This window comes from Halobellus sp. MBLA0158 (assembly GCF_041477585.1).
In the GTDB taxonomy this organism is placed as follows: domain Archaea; phylum Halobacteriota; class Halobacteria; order Halobacteriales; family Haloferacaceae; genus Haloquadratum; species Haloquadratum rubicundus.
Genome location: NZ_JBGNYA010000001.1, coordinates 57,800 through 78,658, shown reverse-complemented (window position 1 = coordinate 78,658; position 20,859 = coordinate 57,800). Strand labels below are relative to the sequence as shown.

At 69.9% G+C, this 20,859-nt stretch carries 22 protein-coding genes and 1 tRNA gene; 9 read left to right on the top strand and 14 right to left on the bottom strand.

What is annotated here, in order from left to right:
* Positions 1-24: 24 nt before the first annotated feature.
* Together OS889_RS00395 and OS889_RS00390 are read right to left on the bottom strand one after the other, a co-directional pair.
* Entirely contained in the window at positions 25-1,329 is a 1,305-nt protein-coding gene (locus OS889_RS00395; RefSeq protein WP_372386503.1) for a hypothetical protein, read from the bottom strand.
* A gap of 69 nt (positions 1,330-1,398) precedes the next feature.
* Positions 1,399-1,794 carry a VOC family protein gene (locus OS889_RS00390; RefSeq protein WP_372386502.1) on the bottom strand — a complete coding sequence of 132 codons (396 nt, stop codon included), beginning with the start codon at positions 1,792-1,794 and terminating at the stop codon, positions 1,399-1,401.
* A gap of 109 nt (positions 1,795-1,903) precedes the next feature.
* On the opposite strand from OS889_RS00390, the gene OS889_RS00385 reads away from it, so the two are divergent.
* A complete protein-coding gene (locus tag OS889_RS00385) occupies positions 1,904-2,914 on the top strand; it encodes a metal-dependent hydrolase (RefSeq protein ID WP_372386501.1) in 1,011 nt (336 codons plus the stop codon).
* Between the two features lie 150 nt (positions 2,915-3,064).
* On the top strand, positions 3,065-3,409 hold the full coding sequence (locus tag OS889_RS00380) for a DUF5658 family protein (protein WP_372386500.1): 345 nt from the start codon (positions 3,065-3,067) through the stop codon (positions 3,407-3,409).
* A gap of 66 nt (positions 3,410-3,475) precedes the next feature.
* Here OS889_RS00380 and OS889_RS00375 read toward each other — a convergent pair.
* The 7 genes from OS889_RS00375 to OS889_RS00345 form a co-directional block, all read right to left on the bottom strand.
* Positions 3,476-3,548 (bottom strand) — tRNA-Pro (locus tag OS889_RS00375).
* A gap of 65 nt (positions 3,549-3,613) precedes the next feature.
* Positions 3,614-4,036 carry a CHY zinc finger protein gene (locus tag OS889_RS00370; protein ID WP_372386499.1) on the bottom strand — a complete coding sequence of 141 codons (423 nt, stop codon included), beginning with the start codon at positions 4,034-4,036 and terminating at the stop codon, positions 3,614-3,616.
* A 3-nt stretch (positions 4,037-4,039) separates the two neighbouring features.
* Complete coding sequence (gene trmY, locus OS889_RS00365; RefSeq protein ID WP_372386498.1) at positions 4,040-4,636, bottom strand: tRNA (pseudouridine(54)-N(1))-methyltransferase TrmY; 597 nt, start codon at positions 4,634-4,636, stop codon at positions 4,040-4,042.
* Between the two features lie 101 nt (positions 4,637-4,737).
* Positions 4,738-5,724 (bottom strand): DUF4350 domain-containing protein, encoded by a 987-nt coding sequence (locus OS889_RS00360; RefSeq protein ID WP_372386497.1) that lies wholly within the window; start codon positions 5,722-5,724, stop codon positions 4,738-4,740.
* Positions 5,711-6,616, bottom strand: a complete 906-nt coding sequence (locus tag OS889_RS00355; protein ID WP_372386496.1) for a S49 family peptidase — start codon at positions 6,614-6,616, stop codon at positions 5,711-5,713. Before OS889_RS00355 ends, OS889_RS00360 begins: the two co-directional genes overlap by 14 nt.
* 191 nt (positions 6,617-6,807) lie before the next feature.
* Positions 6,808-7,617 carry an ABC transporter permease gene (locus OS889_RS00350; RefSeq protein WP_372386495.1) on the bottom strand — a complete coding sequence of 270 codons (810 nt, stop codon included), beginning with the start codon at positions 7,615-7,617 and terminating at the stop codon, positions 6,808-6,810.
* Positions 7,614-8,573, bottom strand: a complete 960-nt coding sequence (locus tag OS889_RS00345; protein ID WP_372386494.1) for an ABC transporter ATP-binding protein — start codon at positions 8,571-8,573, stop codon at positions 7,614-7,616. Before OS889_RS00345 ends, OS889_RS00350 begins: the two co-directional genes overlap by 4 nt.
* A 155-nt stretch (positions 8,574-8,728) precedes the next feature.
* Between OS889_RS00345 and OS889_RS00340 the strand changes: the two genes are divergently transcribed.
* Genes OS889_RS00340 through rnhB form a run of 3 tightly spaced genes read left to right on the top strand, consistent with a single transcriptional unit; the run spans position 8,729 to position 11,420 of the window.
* Positions 8,729-9,289 carry a DUF4112 domain-containing protein gene (locus tag OS889_RS00340; RefSeq protein WP_372386493.1) on the top strand — a complete coding sequence of 187 codons (561 nt, stop codon included), beginning with the start codon at positions 8,729-8,731 and terminating at the stop codon, positions 9,287-9,289.
* A 59-nt stretch (positions 9,290-9,348) separates the two neighbouring features.
* The gene (locus OS889_RS00335) at positions 9,349-10,713 is read left to right on the top strand and encodes a tRNA pseudouridine(54/55) synthase Pus10 (RefSeq protein WP_372386492.1); all 1,365 of its coding nucleotides are present in this window, start codon (positions 9,349-9,351) and stop codon (positions 10,711-10,713) included.
* Positions 10,710-11,420 (top strand): ribonuclease HII, encoded by a 711-nt coding sequence (gene rnhB / locus OS889_RS00330; protein ID WP_372386491.1) that lies wholly within the window; start codon positions 10,710-10,712, stop codon positions 11,418-11,420. Before OS889_RS00335 ends, rnhB begins: the two co-directional genes overlap by 4 nt.
* 22 nt (positions 11,421-11,442) lie before the next feature.
* Here the strand turns inward: rnhB and OS889_RS00325 are convergent, their stop codons facing one another.
* The 5 genes from OS889_RS00325 to OS889_RS00305 form a co-directional block, all read right to left on the bottom strand.
* The gene (locus OS889_RS00325; RefSeq protein WP_372386490.1) at positions 11,443-11,670 is read right to left on the bottom strand and encodes a DUF7511 domain-containing protein; all 228 of its coding nucleotides are present in this window, start codon (positions 11,668-11,670) and stop codon (positions 11,443-11,445) included.
* Positions 11,671-11,818: 148 nt separating this feature from the next.
* Entirely contained in the window at positions 11,819-13,417 is a 1,599-nt protein-coding gene (locus tag OS889_RS00320; RefSeq protein ID WP_372386489.1) for a preprotein translocase subunit SecD, read from the bottom strand.
* Positions 13,417-14,304: a protein translocase subunit SecF gene (gene secF, locus OS889_RS00315; RefSeq protein WP_372386488.1), complete on the bottom strand. Its 888-nt coding sequence runs from the start codon at positions 14,302-14,304 to the stop codon at positions 13,417-13,419. Before secF ends, OS889_RS00320 begins: the two co-directional genes overlap by 1 nt.
* Before the next feature lie 90 nt (positions 14,305-14,394).
* Complete coding sequence (locus OS889_RS00310; RefSeq protein ID WP_372386487.1) at positions 14,395-14,886, bottom strand: DUF5812 family protein; 492 nt, start codon at positions 14,884-14,886, stop codon at positions 14,395-14,397.
* Between the two features lie 69 nt (positions 14,887-14,955).
* On the bottom strand, positions 14,956-15,489 hold the full coding sequence (locus OS889_RS00305; RefSeq protein WP_372386486.1) for a DUF8056 family protein: 534 nt from the start codon (positions 15,487-15,489) through the stop codon (positions 14,956-14,958).
* A gap of 112 nt (positions 15,490-15,601) precedes the next feature.
* On the opposite strand from OS889_RS00305, the gene OS889_RS00300 reads away from it, so the two are divergent.
* From OS889_RS00300 to rpoB, 4 genes are all read left to right on the top strand, one after another.
* Positions 15,602-16,894 (top strand): phosphoglucose isomerase-related protein, encoded by a 1,293-nt coding sequence (locus tag OS889_RS00300; protein ID WP_372386485.1) that lies wholly within the window; start codon positions 15,602-15,604, stop codon positions 16,892-16,894.
* A gap of 341 nt (positions 16,895-17,235) precedes the next feature.
* Positions 17,236-17,463 carry a DNA-directed RNA polymerase subunit H gene (locus OS889_RS00295; RefSeq protein ID WP_372386484.1) on the top strand — a complete coding sequence of 76 codons (228 nt, stop codon included), beginning with the start codon at positions 17,236-17,238 and terminating at the stop codon, positions 17,461-17,463.
* The gene (locus OS889_RS00290; RefSeq protein ID WP_372386483.1) at positions 17,460-19,028 is read left to right on the top strand and encodes a DNA-directed RNA polymerase subunit B''; all 1,569 of its coding nucleotides are present in this window, start codon (positions 17,460-17,462) and stop codon (positions 19,026-19,028) included. The genes OS889_RS00295 and OS889_RS00290 overlap by 4 nt, the downstream gene beginning before the upstream one ends.
* A gap of 1 nt (position 19,029) precedes the next feature.
* On the top strand, positions 19,030-20,859 hold the full coding sequence (rpoB, locus tag OS889_RS00285) for a DNA-directed RNA polymerase subunit B (RefSeq protein ID WP_372386482.1): 1,830 nt from the start codon (positions 19,030-19,032) through the stop codon (positions 20,857-20,859).

The window sequence follows — 20,859 nt, the reverse complement described above, 5'->3', positions numbered from 1 at the left end:
CAGGGGGGTCCTCGCGGTCGAGCCCTACCCGCGGAGCCGACCCCGCAGGGCCGTTCCCGCCCCGCCGAGCACGCACGCCAGCGAGATGAGCGCGACCGCGACGTGGGCCTCGCCGAACCAGAACGGCGTCTGGAGGCCGGTCTGGAGGACGACGAGCAGGAACGACAGCACGGGCACGTCCCGGCCCTCGCCGATCGTCGTCGCGCCGCCGCCGTCGGCGTAGGCGACGCCGCCGACCCGCTCGCCTGCCGGCAGTCGCTCGGCCTCGTAGGGCACCTGCGGCGTCCCGTAACTCCAGACGGTCGCGCCCGTGCGGTTCACCTCCACGATCCGCTTGTTCAGCGAGTCGGTGACGAGCGTGTTGCCGTTGGGGAGGCGGTCGGCGTCGCGCGGCCAGTTGAACGTCACGCCCTCGGCCTCGTAGAGCGCCCACGCGACGTTCCAGTCGCCGCTCTCGTTTCTCCGCAGTTCGACGATCCGATCGTTGTGGCTGTCGGCGACCAGCACGGTCCCGTTGCCGAGCCACTGGGGGTTGTGCTGCTGGCGGAGCACCGTCGGATCGCCCCTCGAGCTCGGGCTGCCGCCGTCGCCGTCGCCCTCGTTGATCACCTCGACGACGCCCTCGCCGCGCTCGACGATCACGAGCTGGTGCGCGTTGCGGACCGAGACCAGGTAGCGGTCCTCGGAGATGACGTCGACGTCGTTGATGTGGAGCCAGTCGGTCCGGGTCGGATCCGCGGGCGCGTCGTAGCGCTCGCTGGCGTTCCACTGCCAGGTGATCTCGCCCTCGCTCACGGTGAAGATCCGCTCGTACTCCATGTCCGTGACGAGGTACTCGCCCGAGTCCAGCCGCTCGACGTCGTGGACCTCGCTGTTCTTCGGCGTCCGGACCGGGAAGGAGTACTCGGAGACGATCTCGGGACCGGCCTCGCTCCCGGCGTTCGGATCGATGATCCGGAAGCCGGTGCGGGTGCAGGGGGACTCGTAGGGGGCACAGTCGGTGTAGCCGCCGTCCATGAAGCCGGCCATCACCCGCCCGTCCGGGAGCATCGTGACGTCGAAGTAGCTGTCCGTGTCGCCGGCGCGCCACTGGATCTCGCGGCCGTCGAGGAGGTAGACAGAGCCCTTCTCGTGGAGACCGGGGCCGCCGCCGTGGGACCCCACGAGCGTCTGCCGCGTCTCGCCGTCGGTGGCGGCGCCGACGTCCGGGGCGAGCGCGGCGCCGACGACGAGCGAGGAGATGAAGAGGACGACGCCCGCGAGTGCGAGCAGCGCGCCGGCGCGCTCCGCGGAGCGGGAGCCGCCGAGTCCGGGGACCTTGGATCGCATCGACTGGGTGTAGCACGGGGCAACAGCGAGAAAAACCGTTCGGTGTCGGCCGCCGGAGTCGCCGCGGCGCTACGCCCGCTCGGCCTTCAGTTCGATCCGGTAGCCGAACGGGTCCGTGACGTACACGGCGGGCGCCACGCCCGTCGCGCCCAGCGGGTCGAGCCGGCGGTCGATCTCGATCCCCGCGTCGTCGAGCGCCGCCTCGACCCCCTCGATCGTGTCGTCGACGCGGACGGCGACGTGGTCGTAGGCGGTCCGCGACGGCGCCGCGAAGTCGTCGGACGGTTCGAGGTGGATCACGGCGCCGGGCGCGAGCCGGACCGAGAAGAACGGCTTCTCGCCGGACTCGTACAGGTCCATCCCGTCGATCTCGAAGCCGAGCCCGTCCCGGTAGAACGCCAGTGCGGTCTCGATCCCGTCGGCGGGGATCTGCAGTTTCACGTGGTCGATGGCGGTCCCGTTCACGACCACCCGTTGGCGCTCGCCGGACAAAGATCCGCCGCCGGCCGCGCCAGCGGAGACGCCCCGCGAGGACAAGACCTATCTCGCCCGGCGGCCAGCGCGGAGACGAGCGATGTTCGTCGGCCACGAGTGCCTCGCGTTCGCCCTCGCGGGGTGGGGTGCGCGCCGCGCCGGCCGCGACGCGCGGACCGCGCTCGCGCTCGCGGGCGTCGCCGCGCTCGCGGCGCTCCTCCCGGACCTCGACGTCGCGTACGCCGTCGCCACGTACGCCGCCGCCGTCGCCGGCGGGGTCCCGCTCGGCTGGGAGGCGTTCTGGGGCGTCGCAAACCGCGTCCACCGCGTCGTCACCCATCCGCTCCCCGTCGGCGCCGCCGCGACGCTCGCCTTCGGCGCGGGCCACCTCGTCGGGCGAGCGCGCCGATCCGACCCGTCGCCGTCCGCCGTCGTCACCGCGGCCGTCGCTCTCCTGGCGGGGCTCGCGATCCTGTGGGGCTTCCGCTCGACGGTCGGACTCTCCGCGGCGGTCGTCGCGGCCGCGTTCCTCCTCGTCGCGGCCGTCGCCGGGGCCGCCGTCGCCCGACGAACCCCTCTTCCACCTACCGCGACGATGCTCGCCGCCGGCGTCGGATTTCTGACTCACCCGTTCGGCGACGTCTTCCTGGCGTCGCCGCCGCCGCTGCTGTCGCCGTTCGGCCCACCGCTCCTGACCGAGCGCGTCGTCCTCTCGGTCGATCCGACGCTGAACCTCCTCGGGATCCTCTTCGTCGAGGTCGCGGCGGTCTGGGCCGCCGTGGCGGTCTACGCGCAGCTGGCCTCCCCGGGCGGGTCGCAGACCGCCCTCCGCGACGCCGTCGACCCGCGTGCGGGCCTCGGACTCGTGTACGCGCCGGCCGCGTTCGTCCTCCCGCGGCCGACGATCGCCGACGCGCACGTCCTCGGCTTCACGATCGTTCCGCTTGCGCTCCTCGTGGGCGGGTGGATCTGGCTGTCCGCCCGCGGCGGCGACGCCGTCCGATCGTCCGCCGGGCTCGACCGCGACCCGCGGTTCGTCGCGGTCGTCGGCGCGCTCACGGCGCTCACGGTCGCCGCAGCCGGATACCTCGTCGCGTACGCCGCCGTGTGATCGCGTGTGACCGGGGCGCAAACCAAACACTTAGTACACGTCAGTCTAATCGAATTTCCGAACGTCACGTCATCCATCCGTCAGGCGGCGTCAGTCGCCGCGTGGTCGTTCGCCGCGACCGAAAGCCGCACCGAAGGCCCCCTCCCGACGATGATTGACACCCACTCGGACTCCTCGATCGAACTGCTGTCCGGACTGACTCCCCTCTGGTGGCAGGGGACGATAGTGTTCTTTCTCGTCGGCGACGTCGTCACGACGCTCTCGGGCTATCACCTGCACACGGTCGTCGAGGCGAGCCCGCTCGTGGCCTGGCTGATCAACACCTACGGGCTCCCGCTCCTCGTTCCGCTGAAGGTCGCCGTCGTCGCGGGCTTTTATGGCCTGTACCGGATCGTCCCTCACCCGCACAGCATCGGCGTTCCGCTCGCGCTCTGTATGTTGGGGTTCGTCGTGACGGTGTGGAACGGCGCGGTGATCGTGGCGGCGCTGCTGTGAGCGTTCCTCCGTCCGAAGGCGAATACGGTCCATAGCGGCGGCTCGTCGTTCTGAAGTGGGGAAAAATGGGCCGGCGCAGATTCGAACTGCGGTTACGGCCACCCGAAGGCCGAAGGATACCAAGCTACCCCACCGGCCCACACTCGTACCGTCGTCGTTCGTTCTTTTAACGCTTCCGAACCGTCAGAGCCCGCGCCGCGCCCGTCAGGCGTCGAGGTTCGGCTCGCCGTCGCCGCCGACCTCGAAGTACCGCTCCCGGTGGCGCCGACACCCCGGATTGAACGCCGCGCCGCAGGCGGGACACGCGTCGTCGCCGTCGAGGTACCTCCGCGCCGTGAGCGTCGCTCCGCAGGCGCCGCACAGCACCGCCGGCTCGTCGAACCGCTCGCGCGGCCACGGCTCGGGATCGTGCTCGGTGGCCTCGTCGTGACACGCGTGGCACGGCGAGAACGCCTCACAACAACCGAAGCGGAGCGCCACGATGTCGACCGCGTCGTCCCAGTGCGCACAGCGCGTCTCCGGATCGACGGCGACGCCGACGAGCGGGACCGCAAAACGGTCGTCGCGGTCAGGCGCGTGCGTAGTCCGGCGGTCTCCCGCGGTGGTGTCAGCATCGGCGTCGCTCATCTCTCAGTAGGTGGTGTAGCCGTCGGTGTCCAGGTAATTGTGCGCGACGGTGATCGCGTGGTCGGCGTGGAGGACTTCGGGACTCAGCCGCACTCGCTCGTCCGCCGCGTCGGCCAGGAGGTCGGCCTCCGCGTCGCTGAAGTCGCGGTGGTCCGAGAGCACGAAGAGCGGGTCCGCGGGCGGGTCGACGTCCGCGACGGGGGCGCCGTCCTCGTGGAGTTCGACGACGGTCGCCTCGTCGGCGAGGTCGGCGAGCGTCGCCTCGAATCCCATCCGGCGGATCGAGACGCCGGGCGTGCTCTCGGCGGGTATGTGGCCGATCGCGTCCTCGCGGTGGTCTAACGCCGTGCGGATCAGCGCGGCCGTGCTCCGCTCGTCGGGGTTGAGCCGGCGGAGGTCCGCGCCGTCGAAGCGGACGGTGAACGCGTCGCCGAGGACGAGGTGGACCCGGACGTCCTCGCGGATCGCGTGCGAGAGGAAGAACGCGCTCGTGACACAGCGGCAGAGCACGTCGAGGCGGCCGGCGCCGCCCGCGACGTCGTCGAGCGAGAAGTCGGGCGTCGTCGGCGCGTCGTGGCCGACGATTAGGAACTGTCGCATAGCCGGTGTCGACGCGCCCCCGTCAAGAATCGCGCGCTTTCGCTCCGAGAGCGGACGGAGAACGCGGGAGCGGCGATCTTAGTCCGAATCGACCGCGCGTCTCAGACCGCCGTCGGCCGCGTCGGCGCGGTCGGTCCCGTCGGCGATCCCGAGGACGGCGGCGCCGGGGCGTTCCCGGTCTTCTGGCCGCTCACGAGGAAGTCCGCGAGGTTGCCGATGAAGGCTTCGTTGCTCGCGACGTAGGCATTCGTCGGCGCGAGGAAGTCGGTGTCGCCGACCATCGCGACGTCGCCGGACTGCACCGCCACCGCGTAGGTGTCGGCGCGGCGCGTCGTCGAGAGCTTCGTCCCCTCGGTCGTCGACAGCGCGGTCTGGCCGTCCGCGGTCGAGACCGCGGCCGCGTCGTGGAAGACGGCCCGGTCGACGCCCTCCGAGAGCGAGCCGCTTCCGGGCGTCGCGTAGACGCTCTGGAAGTTGGTCTCGTACTCCTGCATATTGAACAGGTAGCCGGACTGCGCGGAGACGCCGAACGCCGAGTTCAGGCTGGGGCCGCCGCTCGACGGCTGGGAGACGGCCACCCCGAGCAGGCTGATCACCGAGCCGCCGGAGGAGGGCGGATCCGACAGCAGGAGGACCCGGCCGCCGGCGTCGTTGAAGGCGCGGACGCCCGCGAGCTGCGACGGCGTGTACGGCTGGCTCGGGTTAGCGACGAGGAACGCGTCGGCGCTCCGCAGCGACTCGTTCCACGCCTCGCCGCGGGCCTGGTCTTGGGTCACGACGCGGACCTCGTGGCCGTTCTCGACGAGCGTGTTCACGAGCGTCGAGAGCTTCTCGTCGGAGAGGTCGTTCCCGTGGGCCTGATCGATGAGGATCGTCTTGCTCTCGGCGTCGCTGTCCATCGTGATCTCGCCGCTCTCCTCGGCGGCGGCGACGCGGACCGCGTCGGCGTCGGTCTGCTGCTGGGCGAGGTTCGTCACCTCGGGCGTGCCGCCGCCGAGGACGAGCGGGGCGACCGCCGAGGCCCCGACGACCAGTCCGACGATGACGACGAACGCGATCGCGGGACGGGTGAGGTCACGCGCTTGCATTCGCCGACACCTCCGGGTCGTAGTAGGGGATTTCGTCCACCATCAGCGGTTGCGTGACGGGGGCGAGCCCGTTCGTCCGATCGCTCCGTTTGTAGATCATCGTGCCGTTGTCGGTGTCGCTGGCCAGGAGGATCAGGCCGAGCGAACTCGGCGGCTCCTGTCTGGCCACGTCGTAGTTGTCCATCCCGGCCATCTCGGCCGCGCGGTCGATCGCCGTCGGGAGCGCGCCGATGTCGTCGGCGTAGCCGTTCTGGACGGCCTCCGGCCCGAGGTAGGTCTTCGCGTAGGCGACCTCCTCGCGCGAGAGGGTGATGGTCTCGCCGCGGTGCTCCATCACGCGCCCGACGAACTGCCGCTTGAGCGACTCGATCGTCCGCCGTCGCTGATCGGTCGTCGGCTGGGCCTTGTCGGGCCCCGTGCGGATGACGGAGTCCGGAAGCGGGGTGGTCCCGCCGGTCCCGATCACGCCGACGCTCCCGACCTGCGAGGAAGAGAGGACGTAGATCTCGTCGGCCGGCAGCATCCCGTAGTACGCGCCCGAGGCGCCGACGCCCTGGACGGACGCGACGACCGGCATCTCTTCTGCTGTTCGTAACACTTCGAGGTACAATCGCTCGCTGGGAGCGACGGCCCCGCCGCCGCTGTCCACCTTGAGGACGACCGCCTTGACGGACTCGTTGGTCCGCGCGTTGCGGAGGTCCTCTGCGATCCCGTCCACCGTCGTCGACGAGATGGTGCCGGAGACCGTGATGACCGACACCGTCCCGTCGGACTGGGCGGAGGTCGCGTAGTCGTGGGCAACGGGGGCGAGCACCGCACTCACCAGGACGGCCGCGACGACGGCGACGACGAATATCGCCTTCGCCGAGGTCGCGGATGAGTTACTGCTCATACTGCATCACCGAGGTAGGGGTGTCGCCCTAAAGGGGTTCGTGTGGCACAAAATGCGATTTCACCAACGGGAGGTCAGCAGACCACCTGAGCGAACCCCATTCGCGCCTCATAGAGATTACTCTCACTGTTTACCGCCGAACGCCACCCCCGGTAACGGCGTTCGGCGGTAAGAGACGAGAGTAATCACTATCAGTCGGTCAGGCCGTACCCGCGCCGGAAGAGCGCGACGTCGAGCGCGACGACCGCGACCGCGAGCCCGGTCAGGACCGCGAGGGACGCGTTCGGATCGACCTCGCTGACGCCGAGGAAGCCGTACCGGACGCCGTTGACCATATAGATCATCGGATTCAGGAGCGACACCTGCTGGACCGTCTCCGGCAGTTCGTTCAGCGAGTAGAACACGCCGCCGAAGAAGACCAGCGGACGCAGGATGAACTGATTCAGCATCGTCAGGTCGTCGAAGTCGTCGGCCCAGAGCCCGGCGACGACGCCGAGGCCCGCGAAGAGCACCGTGATGACGACGCCGAACGCGACGAGGTAGAACGGCTGGGCCGCGCCGACGGAGGTGAAGAACGCGCCGATGAGCGCGATCAGGACCCCGACGATCGCGCCGCGGATCGCCGCCGCGAGCACGTACGCGCCGACCATCGTTCGATACGAGAGCGGCGAGGTCAGCACCTCCTCGATGTAGCGGTTCCACCGGCCGTGGAAGATGTTGAACGAGGTGTTCTCGAAGGCGTTCGAGATCGCGCCCAGCACCACCAGCCCGGGGAGGATGAAGAGGATGTACGGGACGCCGGCGATCTCGTCGATCCGCTCGCCGAGGATGACGCCGAACACCGAGAAGTAGAGGACGTTCGTGATGAACGGCGGGACGAAGGTGTTGCGCGGCCGGCGGATGAACCGCAGGACCTCACGCCGCAGGAGCGAGACGAAGCCCGTGAGGCCCGTGCGACCGGCCGACTCGGAGGCCCGATCGCTCCGCGTCTCGGAGCTCATTCGACCGCCACCTCCGGGGTCGCGCGCTCTTCCTCGGGGCGAGTCATCTCGACGAAGACCTCCTCCAGGGAGGTCCGCTGGATCTCCAGGTCGACGATCTCGTGTCCCGCGCGGTCGAGCTGTCGGACGAGATCGGGCGCGACGAGGCCGCCCTGCCGCGCGGTGACGACGAGGCGCTCCCCGTCGAGGTCGACCTCCTCGACGCGGTCGTCCTCGGCCGCGAAGTCGGGCACGGCGGTCGGCGCCTCGCGCAGTTTGATCACGACGTCGTCGGTGCCGCGGTCCATCAGCTCCTCGGGGCTGGCGACGTCGACGACGCGGCCCGAATCCAGGATCGCGACCTCGTCGCAGAGCCGCTCTGCCTCCTCGATGTAGTGGGTCGTGAGCAGGACCGTCGTCCCGCGCTGATTGAGGTCGACGATGGTCTCCCAGAGCTCGCGCCGGAGCTGGACGTCGACGCCGGCGGTCGGCTCGTCGAGGATCAGGAGGTCGGGATCGGTGATGAGCGCCCGCGCGAGCATAAAGCGGCGCTTCATCCCGCCGGAGAGCCAGTCGAAGCGGGTGTCGCGCTTGTCGTAGATGCCGACGCGCTTGAGCACCTCATCGGCCCTCTCGGCGGCTTCGTCCCGCGGGACGCCGTGGTAGCCGGCCTTGTGCTCTAGGACCTCGCGGATCGGAAAGAAGCGGTCGACGTTGAACTCCTGGGGCGCGAGGCCGATGTGGTCGCGCGCCGACCGGTAGTCGTCTTCGACGTCGTGGCCGAACACGCGCGCCGTCCCGCCGCTCTTGCGGACTAGGCCGACGAGGACGTTGATGAACGTCGTCTTCCCCGCGCCGTTGGGACCGAGCAGACCGAAGAAGGAGCCCTCGGGCACGGTGAGGTCGATCCCGTCCAGCGCCTGTACGTCGCCGTAGGACTTCCGCAGGTCGCGTATCTCGATCGCGGGCGTTCCCATTACCGTCCGGTTCGGGCTCGGCGGACCTAAGGACCACGAAGGCGGCCGGTCGGGCCGCCTCTCGGCGGAGCGGCGGGCGCGCGACGCGAGCGATCAAAGCGGCGGGTCCGCCGGCGGAGCGAAACGCCGATGCCCCCGCCGGACGTCTATGGACCGTGACCCGCGCGAACGAGTCGCCGCCCGGAGACGCCCCCGCTCCCGTCCGCGACGAGGACGCCGACGCCCGACTACCCCGAGCCGCCGACCTGACCGAGGCCGAGCGCGTGCGGCTGGCCCGCGTCCGTCGCCTCAGCCGCGCGCTCGACAGCGCGGTCGCGATTCCGGGCACGAACGTCCGCGTCGGCCTCGACCCCGTCTTGGGCCTGCTCCCGGGCGTCGGCGACGCCGCCGCGGGCGCGCTCTCGGCCTACGTGATCGCCGAGGCCGCGGCGCTGGGCGTCCCGCGGGCGACGCTCGCGCGGATGTGCCTCCACGTCCTCGTCGACGCCGTCGTCGGCTCGCTCCCGCTCGTCGGCGACGCGTTCGACGCGGTCTGGCGCGCGAACGACCGGAACGTCCGCCTCCTGGAAGCGCGGCTCGACGACCCGCGGGGCGAGCGCCGGGACCGCCGAGTCGTGGCCGCGCTCGGTCTGGGCATACTCCTCCTGACGGTCGCGGTCGGCGCCGCCGGGCTCGCCGCCGTCTGGTGGCTCTCGGGCGTCGCGGGCGTCGTCTGATCGCCGATCCTCACGGGCCGAAGGACAAGACAGAAGCCCTGCGCCCCGTTCGTAGCGGTATGAGCATCCTCGACGACGCCCGCGCGCTCGCCGCGCAGGACCCGGTCTGTGACGCCTGTCTCGGCCGGGTCTTCGCCGACCGGAGCCACGGGCTCACGAACGAAGACCGCGGCCGGAGCCTGCGGATCGCCGCCGCGCTCGACGACGACGAGCCCCACGAGCCGGTCGACACCGAGTCCTGCTGGGTCTGCGAGGGCCGGTGCGCCGAGTTCGACGAGTGGGCCGCGCGCTGTGCCGACGCCGTTTCCGATACGGCGTTCGACACCTACCAGGTCGGCACCCGGACCCCACCGCTGATCGAGGAGAACGAGGAACTCCTCCGGGAGACCGCCGGCCTCGACCCCGAGGCGGGCGAACTCTTCAAGTCGGAGTTCAACCGCGAGGTGGGCAAGCGCGTCGGCCGCCGCACCGACACGACCGTGGAGTTCGGGCGCCCGGACGTGCAGTTCACGCTCGACCTGGAAGCCGATCGCGTCGAGGTCGACGTCCACTCGGCGTTCGTCTACGGGCGCTACCGGAAGCTCGAACGCGACATCCCGCAGACGGAGTGGCCCTGCAGCGACTGTGACGGCTCGGGCTACGTCGGCAAACAGCAGTGTGAGACCTGCGAGGGGACCGGCTACCTCTACCAGGACAGCGTCGAGGGCCTGACCGCGCCGGTCGTCCGCGACGTGATGGACGGCACCGACGCGAAGTTCCACGGCGCCGGCCGCGAGGACGTCGACGCGCGGATGCTCGGCACCGGCCGGCCGTTCGTCATCGAGGTGATGGAGCCGCGGCGCCGCCGGGTCGACACCGAGCGCCTGGAGGGCGACATCAACGCCTTCGCCGGGGGGAAGGTCGAGGTCGAGGGACTGCGGCTCGCGACCTACGAGATGGTCGAGCGCGTCAAGGGCCTGGACGCCTCGAAGCGGTACCGCGCCGAGGTCGAGTTCGGCGACGCCGTCGACGACGACGCCCTCGCCGACGCGCTCGCGGAACTGGAAGGCGCCACGATCGAGCAGTACACGCCCCACCGCGTCGATCACCGCCGGGCGAATCTCACCCGCGAACGGTCGGTCTACGAGGCCGACGGCGAGCGCGAGGACGCCTACCACGCCACCGTCGAAATCCACGGCGAGGGCGGCCTCTACATCAAGGAGCTCGTCTCCGGCGACGAGGGGCGGACCGAGCCGAGCCTCGCCGGCCTGCTCGGCGTCGACGCCGAGGTGACGGCGCTGGACGTCGTCGGCGTCTACGGCGAGGAGGGGGACTTCGAGGACGAGGCGTACTTCCTCGAATCGGCAGTCGACGGCGGAGACGGAATGGACGACGAGAGCACCGACGACGCGGGCGACGCCGACGCCCCGAACGCCGCGGAATGACCCACGACCGCGACGACGAGGAGGGGGCGACGGACGCACACCCCGACGAGGTCGCCATCGGCACCGACGAGGCCGGAAAGGGCCCCGTGCTCGGCCCGATGGTCGCCGCCGCCGTCCGCGCCGCGCCCGCCCGGATTCCGGACGACGTCGACGACTCGAAGCGGCTCTCGCCGGCGACGCGACGCGACCTCGCCGAGGCGCTTCGGACGTCTCCCGACGTCGACGTCGGCGTCGCCGTCGTCCCGACCGAGCGCATCGACGACCCCGAGACGGATATGAACTCCCTGACGGTCGCGGCGCACGCCGAGGCCGTCGCGGCGGTCGCTCGCGAGGGCGACCGGGTCGTCGCCGACGCGGGCGACGTGAGCGAGTCGCGGTTCGCGCGCCGCGTCCGCGAGCGCGCGAGCGATGGCGGTCCGTCGGTCGCGGTGTACGCCGAACACGGCGCCGACGAGACGTATCCGCTCGTCGCGGCCGCGTCGGTCGTCGCGAAGGTCGAACGCGACGCCAGAATCGAGGCGCTCGACGACGAATTCGCAGAGTACGGCCCCGTCGGGAGCGGGTACCCGAGCGATCCGACGACGCGGGAGTTCCTCCGGCGCTACGTCGAGGCGACGGGCGAACTCCCCGACTGCGCCCGGGCGTCGTGGTCGACGTCCGAGGACGTCCTCGCGGCGGCCGAGCAGTCGGGGCTCTCGGAGTTCTGAACGGCGCCGCTCCGGGAGCGATTCACCGCATCGCTTCGAGCGAGACGTACGAGCCCGCCTCGGCGGACACCCACGTCGTCGGGAGCTCGTCGGCGTCCGCGTCCTGCGGGAAGATCGTACACTCGTCGGGGGCGTCCTCGTAGGTCTCGATTCGGGCGACGTAACGCCGGCTGGAGAGCGTCGGCTCGCCGGCTGCGCCGCGGTCGTCTTCGGGCGAATCGACGTCGAGGGGGTGGGGATCAGTGGGCATCGTTGGGTTCGTCGGAGCGTCCGGCATCAGTCGTCGCCCGGTACAGTTCAGCCTTGGAGCGCGTTCGCATTTAAACAGACGCCTATTCTCATAGGGTGAGAGCCGTCCGGCGACTCGGCTCCCGCTCCGATCGGGGATGGCCGACCGCTCAGCGGTCGACCGTCGTCAGCGCCCGGAGGATGTCGCCGTAGGCCGGCCGGGTGATGAGCACCCCGACGAGGACGCCGAGGATGGTGAAGATGGCGAAGCCCTGGAGATCGCCGAGCGAGAGGATCGCCAGCGGCGACATCGCGAGGATGGTCGTCGCCGCCGCCGCGCCGATCACCCAGAACGCCTTCCGGAAGCGCGACTGGAAGACGCGCCTGGAGTTGATCTCTCCTTCGGCCATCACCTCGTCGGCGATGATGATCAGGTCGTCGACGCCGGTCCCGATCACGGCGATGAAGCCGGCGATGACAGAGAGGTCAAGCGGGTAGCCGATCCCGGCGGCGAACCCGAGCAGGATGACGACCTCCGAGAGCGCCGTCACGATCATCGGCGCCGCGACGCGGGCGTCGCTGTAGCGGACGAACACGACGCCGCTGACCGCGAGCACGGCGATGATCCCGGTGATGAGCGAGTTCACGCGGAAGTCCGCGCCCTGGCTCGGTGAGATGTACGAGACCGTCCCGCCGCTGTCCTGCGAGAAGTCCAGTTGGGCAGGGAGCGCGCCCGCGCGGAGGTTGATCGAGACCTGCTGGGCCTCGGAGATGTTCGTGGTCTGGAGCTGGAACACGGGGTCCTGCGCCCAGGCACCGCTCCGGAGCGTGTCAGCGAGGCCGGGACTCATCCCGAAGGCGTTCGTCACCTCGCCGTTGACGACGAGCAGGAGACACGGCTCGGTGCCGTTGGGGTTCTGCTGGTAGGTACACCGGGTCCCGCCCTGCTGGGCGAGGCCGGTGTCGACCATCGATTGCTGGAACTCCGGCGCGATCGACTCCCGGACGGTCACGGGGACGTAGGCGCCGGTGCTCTGGCCCTCCTGGGCCGTTCCGATGCTCTGGAAGTCGTCCTGCTGGAGGGCGACCTCTCGCGTGTAGTTGCCGTCGGTCGGGTAGTACGCCTCGATGACGACGGTCCCGCGTTCGGCGACCAGCTCGCGGACCTGGGAGGCGTCCTGGTTCGGCACCTCGACGAGGACGTAGTTCTCGCCCTGCGCGGTCGTCACCTGCTGGACGGTCCCGCCCGAGAGGCCGGCCTCGTTGATCTTGTTCTGGAGGATCCGCACGACCTCCTGGCGGGTCGCCTCGGTGACGCCCCCGCGGACGTCTTCGTATCCGTAGCCGGCGGCGTCGAGGGCCGACGCGAGGTCTTCGGTCGCGACGCCCTCGGCGGTCACCTCGACGGTCGCGGTCGACCCCGACTGCGGCTGTGCGGTCGTCTGTCCGGCCGCCGTGCCGGCGCGGGCGATGACGTCTGCGGGACCGGCGCCGTCGAGCTCCGCGGCCACGGCCTGCTCTACGGTCCGGGCGTCGTCGCCGCCGAACTCGACGCCCTCGGCGGTGACGCCCACGAGCGGGGCGCGGACGCGGGTCCCGCCGGAGAGTTCGAGACCGTACTGGAGGTTCGTCACGCTGCTCGTGGCGGCGACGTCGCCGCCGGCGCCCCCGTCGTCGGGCGCGAGCGTCGGCGAGAGTAGCGCGAACCCGGAGACGAGGATGAACACGACCAAGAGCAGGATCCGCCAGTTGTCGCGGACGTCGACCATCAGCGGGACACCCCCTTGAATTTGTACCAGCGGAGCAGGCTCAGATTCAAGAGGTAGGTGTTCATCAGGTCCGCGGCGAGCCCGAAGACGAGGACGGTCCCGATCGCCGCCAGGAGTTGGATCCCGAACAGCGTCGCCGTGATCGTCATCACGATCATCGCGGCGATCGACGTCAGCGTCATCGTCACACCCGTCCGCATCGCGCGGTAAGTCGACTCGTAGAAGTCGCCCGAGCGGCGCAGGATGTGGTTATTCAGGAGGATGTCCGAGTCGACGGAGTACCCGATGAGCATCAACAGCGCCGCGACCGTCCCCAGCGACAGCTCGATCCCGAGGACGTTCATCAGGGCGACCGGGATGACGATGTCGGAGAACGCCGAGAGCACGACCGCGACCGAGGGGACAAACACGCGGAACATCGCGAAGACGAGCACGCTCATCCCGAGGAAGGCGACCGCGAGGCCGCCGAGCGCGAGCACCTGCGTGTTCGCGCCGAAGCTCGCCGAGACCGACGAGATCGATCGGACGTCGAGTCCGGCGGCCTCGGCCTGCTGCTCCAGGTCGGAGGCGCTCACGCCCCCGGACCCCGCCTCGGACTGGAACGTCACGACGTAGACGCTCTGTGCCGGCACCGAGCGGATCGACTCGGGCTCGGCCGAGAAGGCGTCTCTGATCTGCTGTTCGGCCGCGGACTGTGGCCCGTCGATCGCCACCTGTACCTCCGTCCCGCCGGTGAACGCGATGCCCTGATTCACCGGCGATCCCGTCATCACGTACCAGCCCGCGATGACGAGGAGCGCCACCACCAGGACGGCGAGCGGGATCGCCGCCAGCTGGCGGTTCGTGTACCGGGTGTAATCGACCTCCGGTACCGTAAACTCGACCATAGATGCCGGTGGAGAGCCGCGCCGAATAAGCCTTCTTATGCTCGACTCTGCGAGTCACGACCGGGTTCGACCGTCCGGTGTCCGCCCCGACTACGGCATGTACCGCACCGCGAGCACGCCCGGCGACGAGCGGATCTCGACCCGGTTCACGTCGAGCCGGGCGGCCCGCGAGAGCAGCCCCTCCTCGTCGTCGAGGACGTCGTCGACGGCCGCCTCGGTGTCGTCCTCGGGAACGGTGATGACGTGGATCTCGCCGTCTCCGGCGCGCGGCTTCCGCGTGAGCTCGCCGACCTCCTGGGACGCGGCGATCTCCTCGCTGTTGGCGGTCGGCGGCTCCTCGCTCCGCTCGACCGACAGCGACCGCCGCGAGACCGTCTCGATGAGCCGGTAAGAGACGTTCATCGGCGGGTCCGGCGAGACGGCGCCCTCGACGACGTCGTTGCGCTCGACGCCGGGGTTCGACGACAGCGTGTGGACCTGTCCGCTCTCGACGTTCTTCAGGACCGCCGAGGCGTCGTCCGCGGCGGTCACGAGGAAGGTGCCCTCGATCCGCTCTTCGCTCGTGGGATCGGCGTCAGTCATCGCCCGCCGGTAGACGGCCGGCGCACTTGCGGGTTTCGTCGCGGACTCGACGATGAGCGCCGGCTCACGTCAGCGGAAGAGCCAGTGGGCGATCCCGACGAGCGACGCACCCGAGAGCGGGACGATCCACGAGAGGACGGGCGGGATCGCGTACAGCGCGGCGATCACCGGGGCGAAGAGCCCCGACGGCGCCGGCCGGGCCACCGTCTCGCCGTCCAGCGTGAACGTCTCCGGCATCGACGCGACCAGGCCGAGGTACAGCGACAGCAGGAAGACGAACCCCGCGATCGCGAGCGCGGCCTCGTGGCGCGCCGACGCCCCGACGTTCTTCCGCCGCCGACGCGCGACGACGAGCGTCGGCGCGACGGCGGGGAGGACGACGAGCAGGCCGATCACGACGTAGAACGCCCGCGAGAGCGTGAGCGACCCGCCTTGGACCGCCGCAGTCTGGCCGATGAGGACGACCAGCGCGATGCCGACGAAGAGGCCGATGAGGGCGACGGCGAGCGCGCTCGCGACGACGTAGAGCTTGAACAGCCGCGACTCGCTGGCCCGGAAGGCGTAGGGATACGCCCCGAAGACGCCGCCGTAGTCGGATGCCATCGGTCGCCGTAGGGCGCGCGGGCGTTTCAACGGACCGGTCCGGCGCGCTCGCGACCTCGCCCGGCGCGCTCCCAACCGACCGCTTTTTCGCCCGGCGCGGTAGTGGACGCGTATGCACGTCGATCTCGGCAGCGCGCTCGATGCGACCCCGGGCGTCTCGCGGGCGTCGCTCGAACGGCTCGACGAACAGGTGGCGACGGCCCACGAGCGGATCGAGGCCGGTCGCCGGAACGCCGAACACGGCTACGCGGCGCTGAATCTCCCCGACACCGTCGACCTCGACGCGATCAGGAGCGCCGTCGCGCCCTTCGACGATCCGGCCGCCGTGCTGACGGTCGGCATCGGCGGGAGCGCCCTGGGCGCGGCCACTTTCGCCGATGCGCTCTCGGCCCCGTCGGACCCGGACGCGTACTTCCTCGACAACGTCGACCCCGAGCACGTCTCCGAACTGCTGGCGTCGCTGCCGCTCGACCGGACGGTCGTGAACGTGGTTTCCAAATCGGGGACGACGGCGGAGACGCTCGCGAACTTCCTCGTCGTCCGCGACGCGATGGCGGACGCGGGCGTCGACTGGACCGAACGGACGTTCGTCACCACCGGCGAGGAGGGGAACCTCCGCGGGCTGGCGGCCGAACACGACCTCCCGTCGCTTCCGGTCCCCGACGGCGTCCCCGGGCGGTTCTCGGCGCTCTCGACGGTCGGGCTCGCCGTCGCGGCGATCCAGGGCCACGACCTCGACGCGATCAGGGACGGCGCGGCCGAGGCGGCGGACGGGCTCTCCGGGTCGCTGTTCGAGACGTCCGCCTACGCGTACGGCGCGACCACGTACGCGCTCGCCGGGCGCGGCGCGCTCACGAACGCGATGATGCCCTACGCCGAGCGCCTGGAGACGTTCGCCGAGTGGTTCGCGCAGCTGTGGGCCGAGAGCCTGGGCAAGGACGGGCTCGGACAGACGCCGGCGCGGGCGCTCGGCGCGACCGACCAGCACTCCCAGCTCCAGCTCTACCGCGCCGGGCCGCGGGACAAGCTCGTCACGCTCGTCCGGCCGCAGGAGCGCGTCGACCGCGACATCCCCGAGACCGACCTGTCGGGCCTCTCGTACCTCGGCGGCTCCTCGCTCGGCGACCTGCTCGACGCCGAGTTCGAGGCGACGGAGGCGAGCCTCGCGGCGTCGGGCGTGCCGGCGATCCGGATCGAGATCGACGCGGTCGACGAGCGGAGCCTCGGCTCGCTGCTCTACGAGATGGAGGCCGCCTGCGTGCTCTACGGCGAGCTGGCGTCGGTGTCGACGTTCTCCCAGCCGGCTGTGGAGTGGGGCAAACGCGCCGCTCGCGGCCTGCTCGGCGGCGGTGACTTCGAGGAGGCCGAAGCGGTCGACGACCGGACGAGCCTCGTCGTCGAGTAGCGGCCGGACGCGGGGCTCGGCTCGAACGAAGGGCGAACAGCCGGCACTACCACGCCCGCGCCGACGTGCCGGACACCCGCAGCCCGCCGCGGGACCGCTCTCAGGTCACGGGGCTGCTGGCGGCGTGATGGTATATAAAATCGCGTCGCGACCGCGTTGCGATCGCCGCAACATCTATATTCACCACGTCCGTGTGTCGACCCAACACGGGTGTTTGGTCCCCCGTGGCGGTGAGCCGCGCTTCTCCGACTCGGAGTTGGCAAGCGTTAAATGGCTCCCATCCGAACCGGGCTGTAGTATCCCGTGAGAACTTCTTCACCACCCACACCCCATCACAAGACATGGTAGACGTAAGCCAACACGAGCTCGTCCCAGAGCACACGCTCATCGATGAGGAGGAGGTCGAGTCGATGCTGACGCAGTACGACGTCAAGCGCACCGATCTCCCGAAGATCAAGCGGCGCGACCCGGCGCTCCCCGACGAGGCCGAGCCCGGCGACGTCGTCAAGATCGTCCGCGACTCCCGAACCACAGACAAAGCGGTATCCTACCGACTGGTGATCGAATGAACCGACAGGACCGACGCGTCGTCTCGCGCGAGTACTTCTCCGAGGAACGGCTCGCAGAACACCACTTCCGCTCGTTCAACAACTTCCTCGAGCGGGGGATGCAGGACGTCGTCACCGAGAAGGAACGGATCGAGACCGACATCGGCGACAAGGAGGGCGAAGAGCCCGTCTTCGTCGAGCTCGGCGACGTCCGCGTCGAGACCCCGCGCGTCCGCGAGGCCGACGGCTCCGAGGAGCTGCTGTTCCCGCAGGAGGCCCGCCTCCGGAACATCACCTACGCCGCGCCGGTGTTTATGGAGATGTCCATCGTGCGCGGCGGCGAGGAAGAAGAGGAGGTCGTCGTCGACACCACCGAGACGAAGGTCGGCCGGATGCCGATCATGGTCGGCTCGACGAAGTGCAACATCGCCGGCCTGTCCGACGAGGACCTGATCGAGATCGGCGAGGACCCCGTCGACCCCGGCGGCTACTTCATCGTCAACGGCTCCGAGCGGGTGCTGATGACGAGCGAGGACCTCGCGCCCAACAAGATCCTCGCGGAGTACGACTCCAAGTACGGCGACGAGATCCAGGTCGCGAAGACGTTCTCCCAGCGCCGCGGGTACCGCGCGCTGGTGCTGTGTGAGCGCAACCGCGAAGGGTTGCTCGAAGTCTCCTTCCCCTCGGTCTCCGGCTCGGTGAACTTCGTGACGCTCGTCCGCGCGCTCGGGCTCGAATCCGACGAGGAGATCGTCCACCGCGTCTCCGACGACCCCGAGATCGTGAAGTTCATGCTCGAAAATCTGGAGGAGGCCGACGTCCAGACCGAAGAGGAGGCCATCGAGACGCTCGGCAAGCGCGTCGCCGGCGGCCAGGGCAAGAACTACCAGCTCAAGCGGGCGAACTACGTCATCGACCGCTACCTCCTCCCGCACCTCCACGAGGACGGCGTCGACGACGAGGACGTCCGCATCAACAAGGCGTACTACCTCTGCCGGATGGCCGAGGCCTGCTTCGAGCTCGCGCTCGGTCGCCGCGAGTCCGACGACAAGGACCACTACGCCAACAAGCGCCTGAAGGTCTCCGGCGACCTGATGAAGGATCTCTTCCGGACGGCGCTGAACAAGCTCGCCCGCGACGTGAAGTACCAGCTCGAACGGGCGAATATGCGGAATCGGCAGCTCACGGTCAACACCGTCGTCCGTTCGGACGTGCTCACAGAGCGGCTCGAACACCCGATCGCGACGGGCAACTGGGTGGGCGGCCGCTCCGGCGTCTCCCAGCTCGTCGACCGGACGGACTACATGGGCGTGCTCTCGCACCTCCGGCGGCTCCGGAGCCCGCTGTCGCGGAGTCAGCCGCACTTCGAGGCGCGCGACCTGCACGCGACCCAGTGGGGTCGCATCTGCCCCTCCGAGACCCCCGAGGGGCCGAACTGCGGACTGGTGAAGAACTTCGCACAGGCGATGGAGCTCTCGCAGAACATCGAGGACGAACAGGCCCTCAAGCGCGAACTGGCGTCGATGGGCGTCGAAGGAATCCCCGGCATCGAGGGGCCGGCAACCGGAACACCCGCGGACGACTAACATGGCTCAGGCACAACGCGAGGCGAAAGTCTACGTCAACGGCAGTCTGGTCGGGACCCATCCCGACCCCGAACAGCTCGCAGAACAGATCCGAGAAGCGCGGCGTCGCGGCGACGTCAGCGAGATGGTCAACGTCTCGGTGAAAGAGCGGACCCGCGAGGTCATCGTCAACGCCGACGCCGGGCGGGCGCGGCGCCCGCTGATCGTCGTCGAGAACGGCGAACCGCTGCTCGGCGACGACGAGATCCAGGCGGTCAAGGAGGGCGCCCTGGAGTTCGAGGACCTCGTCGACCGCGGCTACGTCGAGTTCATCGACGCCGAGGAGGAAGAGGACATCTACGTCGCCGTCGACGAAGACGAGGTCACAGAGGATCACACGCACCTCGAAATCGACCCGCAGCTCATCTTCGGCATCGGCGCGGGGATGATCCCCTACCCCGAGCACAACGCCTCGCCCCGGATTACGATGGGCGCGGGGATGATGAAGCAGTCCCTCGGACTGCCCGCGGCGAACTACCGCATCCGGCCCGACACGCGCCAGCACCTCCTCCACTACCCGCAGCTGTCGATGGTCAAGACCCAGACCACAGAGCAGATCGGGTTCGACGAGCGGCCGGCGGCCCAGAACTTCGTCGTCGCCGTGATGTCGTATGAAGGTTTCAACATCGAGGACGCGCTGGTGATGAACCAGGGCTCGGTAGACCGCGCGATGGCGCGCTCGCACTTCTTCCGGACCTACGAGGGCGAGGAGCGCCGCTACCCCGGCGGTCAGGAGGACCGCTTCGAGATCCCGAGCCAGGACGTCCGCGGCGCCCGCGGCGAGGACGCCTACACCCACCTCGACGAGGACGGCCTCGTCAACCCCGAAACCCGGGTCGACGAGAACTCCGTCCTCCTCGGGAAGACATCTCCTCCCAGGTTCCTCGAAGAGCCCGACGACATGGGCGGGCTCTCGCCGCAGAAGCGACGGGAGACCTCCGTGACGATGCGCTCGGGCGAGTCGGGCGTCGTCGACACGGTCACGCTGATGGAGGGCGAGGACGGCTCCAAACTGGCGAAGGTCTCCGTCCGCGACCAGCGGATCCCCGAACTCGGGGACAAGTTCGCGTCCCGCCACGGCCAGAAGGGCGTCGTCGGCCACCTCGCGCCCCAGGAGGACATGCCGTTCACCGAGGAGGGCGTCGTGCCCGACCTCGTGTTGAACCCCCACGCGCTGCCGTCGCGGATGACGGTCGGCCACGTCCTGGAGATGCTCGGCGGCAAGGTCGGCGCGCTCGAGGGCCGCCGCGTCGACGGCACCGCCTTCCAGGGCGAAGACGAAGAGGAACTCCGGGGGGCGCTCGAAGACCACGGCTTCAAGTCCTCCGGCAAAGAGGTGATGTACTCCGGCGTCACCGGCGAGAAGATCGAGGCCGAGATCTTCGTCGGGACCATCTTCTACCACAAGCTGTACCACATGGTGAGCAACAAGCTGCACGCCCGCTCGCGCGGGCCGGTGCAGGTGCTCACCCGCCAGCCCACCGAGGGGCGCGCCCGCGAGGGCGGCCTCCGGCTGGGCGAGATGGAGCGCGACACCGTCATCGGCCACGGGGCCGCGATGGTGTTGCAGGAGCGCCTGCTCGACTCCTCGGACAAGGAGACGGTGTACATCTCCGCGGACACGGGGATGGTCGCCGTCGAGGACCGCGGCCAGCGCCGCATCTACGACCCCGTCACCGGCGACGAGGACGACATCCACGAGATCGAGATCAGCTACGCGTTCAAGCTCCTCCTCGATGAGATGATCGCGCTCGGCATCCGACCGCGACTGGACCTCGAAGACGCAGTCTAA

Coding starts and splice junctions, on each gene's coding strand:
- OS889_RS00360 (WP_372386497.1), bottom strand. CDS start 5,724: ATGCAAGCGCGTGACCTCACCCGTCCCGCGATCGCGTTCGTCGTCATC.
- OS889_RS00370 (WP_372386499.1), bottom strand. CDS start 4,036: ATGAGCGACGCCGATGCTGACACCACCGCGGGAGACCGCCGGACTACG.
- OS889_RS00380 (WP_372386500.1), top strand. CDS start 3,065: ATGATTGACACCCACTCGGACTCCTCGATCGAACTGCTGTCCGGACTG.
- rnhB (WP_372386491.1), top strand. CDS start 10,710: ATGACCCACGACCGCGACGACGAGGAGGGGGCGACGGACGCACACCCC.
- OS889_RS00290 (WP_372386483.1), top strand. CDS start 17,460: ATGAACCGACAGGACCGACGCGTCGTCTCGCGCGAGTACTTCTCCGAG.
- OS889_RS00355 (WP_372386496.1), bottom strand. CDS start 6,616: ATGAGCAGTAACTCATCCGCGACCTCGGCGAAGGCGATATTCGTCGTC.
- secF (WP_372386488.1), bottom strand. CDS start 14,304: ATGGTCGAGTTTACGGTACCGGAGGTCGATTACACCCGGTACACGAAC.
- rpoB (WP_372386482.1), top strand. CDS start 19,030: ATGGCTCAGGCACAACGCGAGGCGAAAGTCTACGTCAACGGCAGTCTG.
- OS889_RS00350 (WP_372386495.1), bottom strand. CDS start 7,617: ATGAGCTCCGAGACGCGGAGCGATCGGGCCTCCGAGTCGGCCGGTCGC.
- OS889_RS00345 (WP_372386494.1), bottom strand. CDS start 8,573: ATGGGAACGCCCGCGATCGAGATACGCGACCTGCGGAAGTCCTACGGC.
- OS889_RS00320 (WP_372386489.1), bottom strand. CDS start 13,417: ATGGTCGACGTCCGCGACAACTGGCGGATCCTGCTCTTGGTCGTGTTC.
- trmY (WP_372386498.1), bottom strand. CDS start 4,636: ATGCGACAGTTCCTAATCGTCGGCCACGACGCGCCGACGACGCCCGAC.
- OS889_RS00395 (WP_372386503.1), bottom strand. CDS start 1,329: ATGCGATCCAAGGTCCCCGGACTCGGCGGCTCCCGCTCCGCGGAGCGC.
- OS889_RS00335 (WP_372386492.1), top strand. CDS start 9,349: ATGAGCATCCTCGACGACGCCCGCGCGCTCGCCGCGCAGGACCCGGTC.
- OS889_RS00295 (WP_372386484.1), top strand. CDS start 17,236: ATGGTAGACGTAAGCCAACACGAGCTCGTCCCAGAGCACACGCTCATC.
- OS889_RS00325 (WP_372386490.1), bottom strand. CDS start 11,670: ATGCCCACTGATCCCCACCCCCTCGACGTCGATTCGCCCGAAGACGAC.
- OS889_RS00310 (WP_372386487.1), bottom strand. CDS start 14,886: ATGACTGACGCCGATCCCACGAGCGAAGAGCGGATCGAGGGCACCTTC.
- OS889_RS00385 (WP_372386501.1), top strand. CDS start 1,904: ATGTTCGTCGGCCACGAGTGCCTCGCGTTCGCCCTCGCGGGGTGGGGT.
- OS889_RS00300 (WP_372386485.1), top strand. CDS start 15,602: ATGCACGTCGATCTCGGCAGCGCGCTCGATGCGACCCCGGGCGTCTCG.
- OS889_RS00305 (WP_372386486.1), bottom strand. CDS start 15,489: ATGGCATCCGACTACGGCGGCGTCTTCGGGGCGTATCCCTACGCCTTC.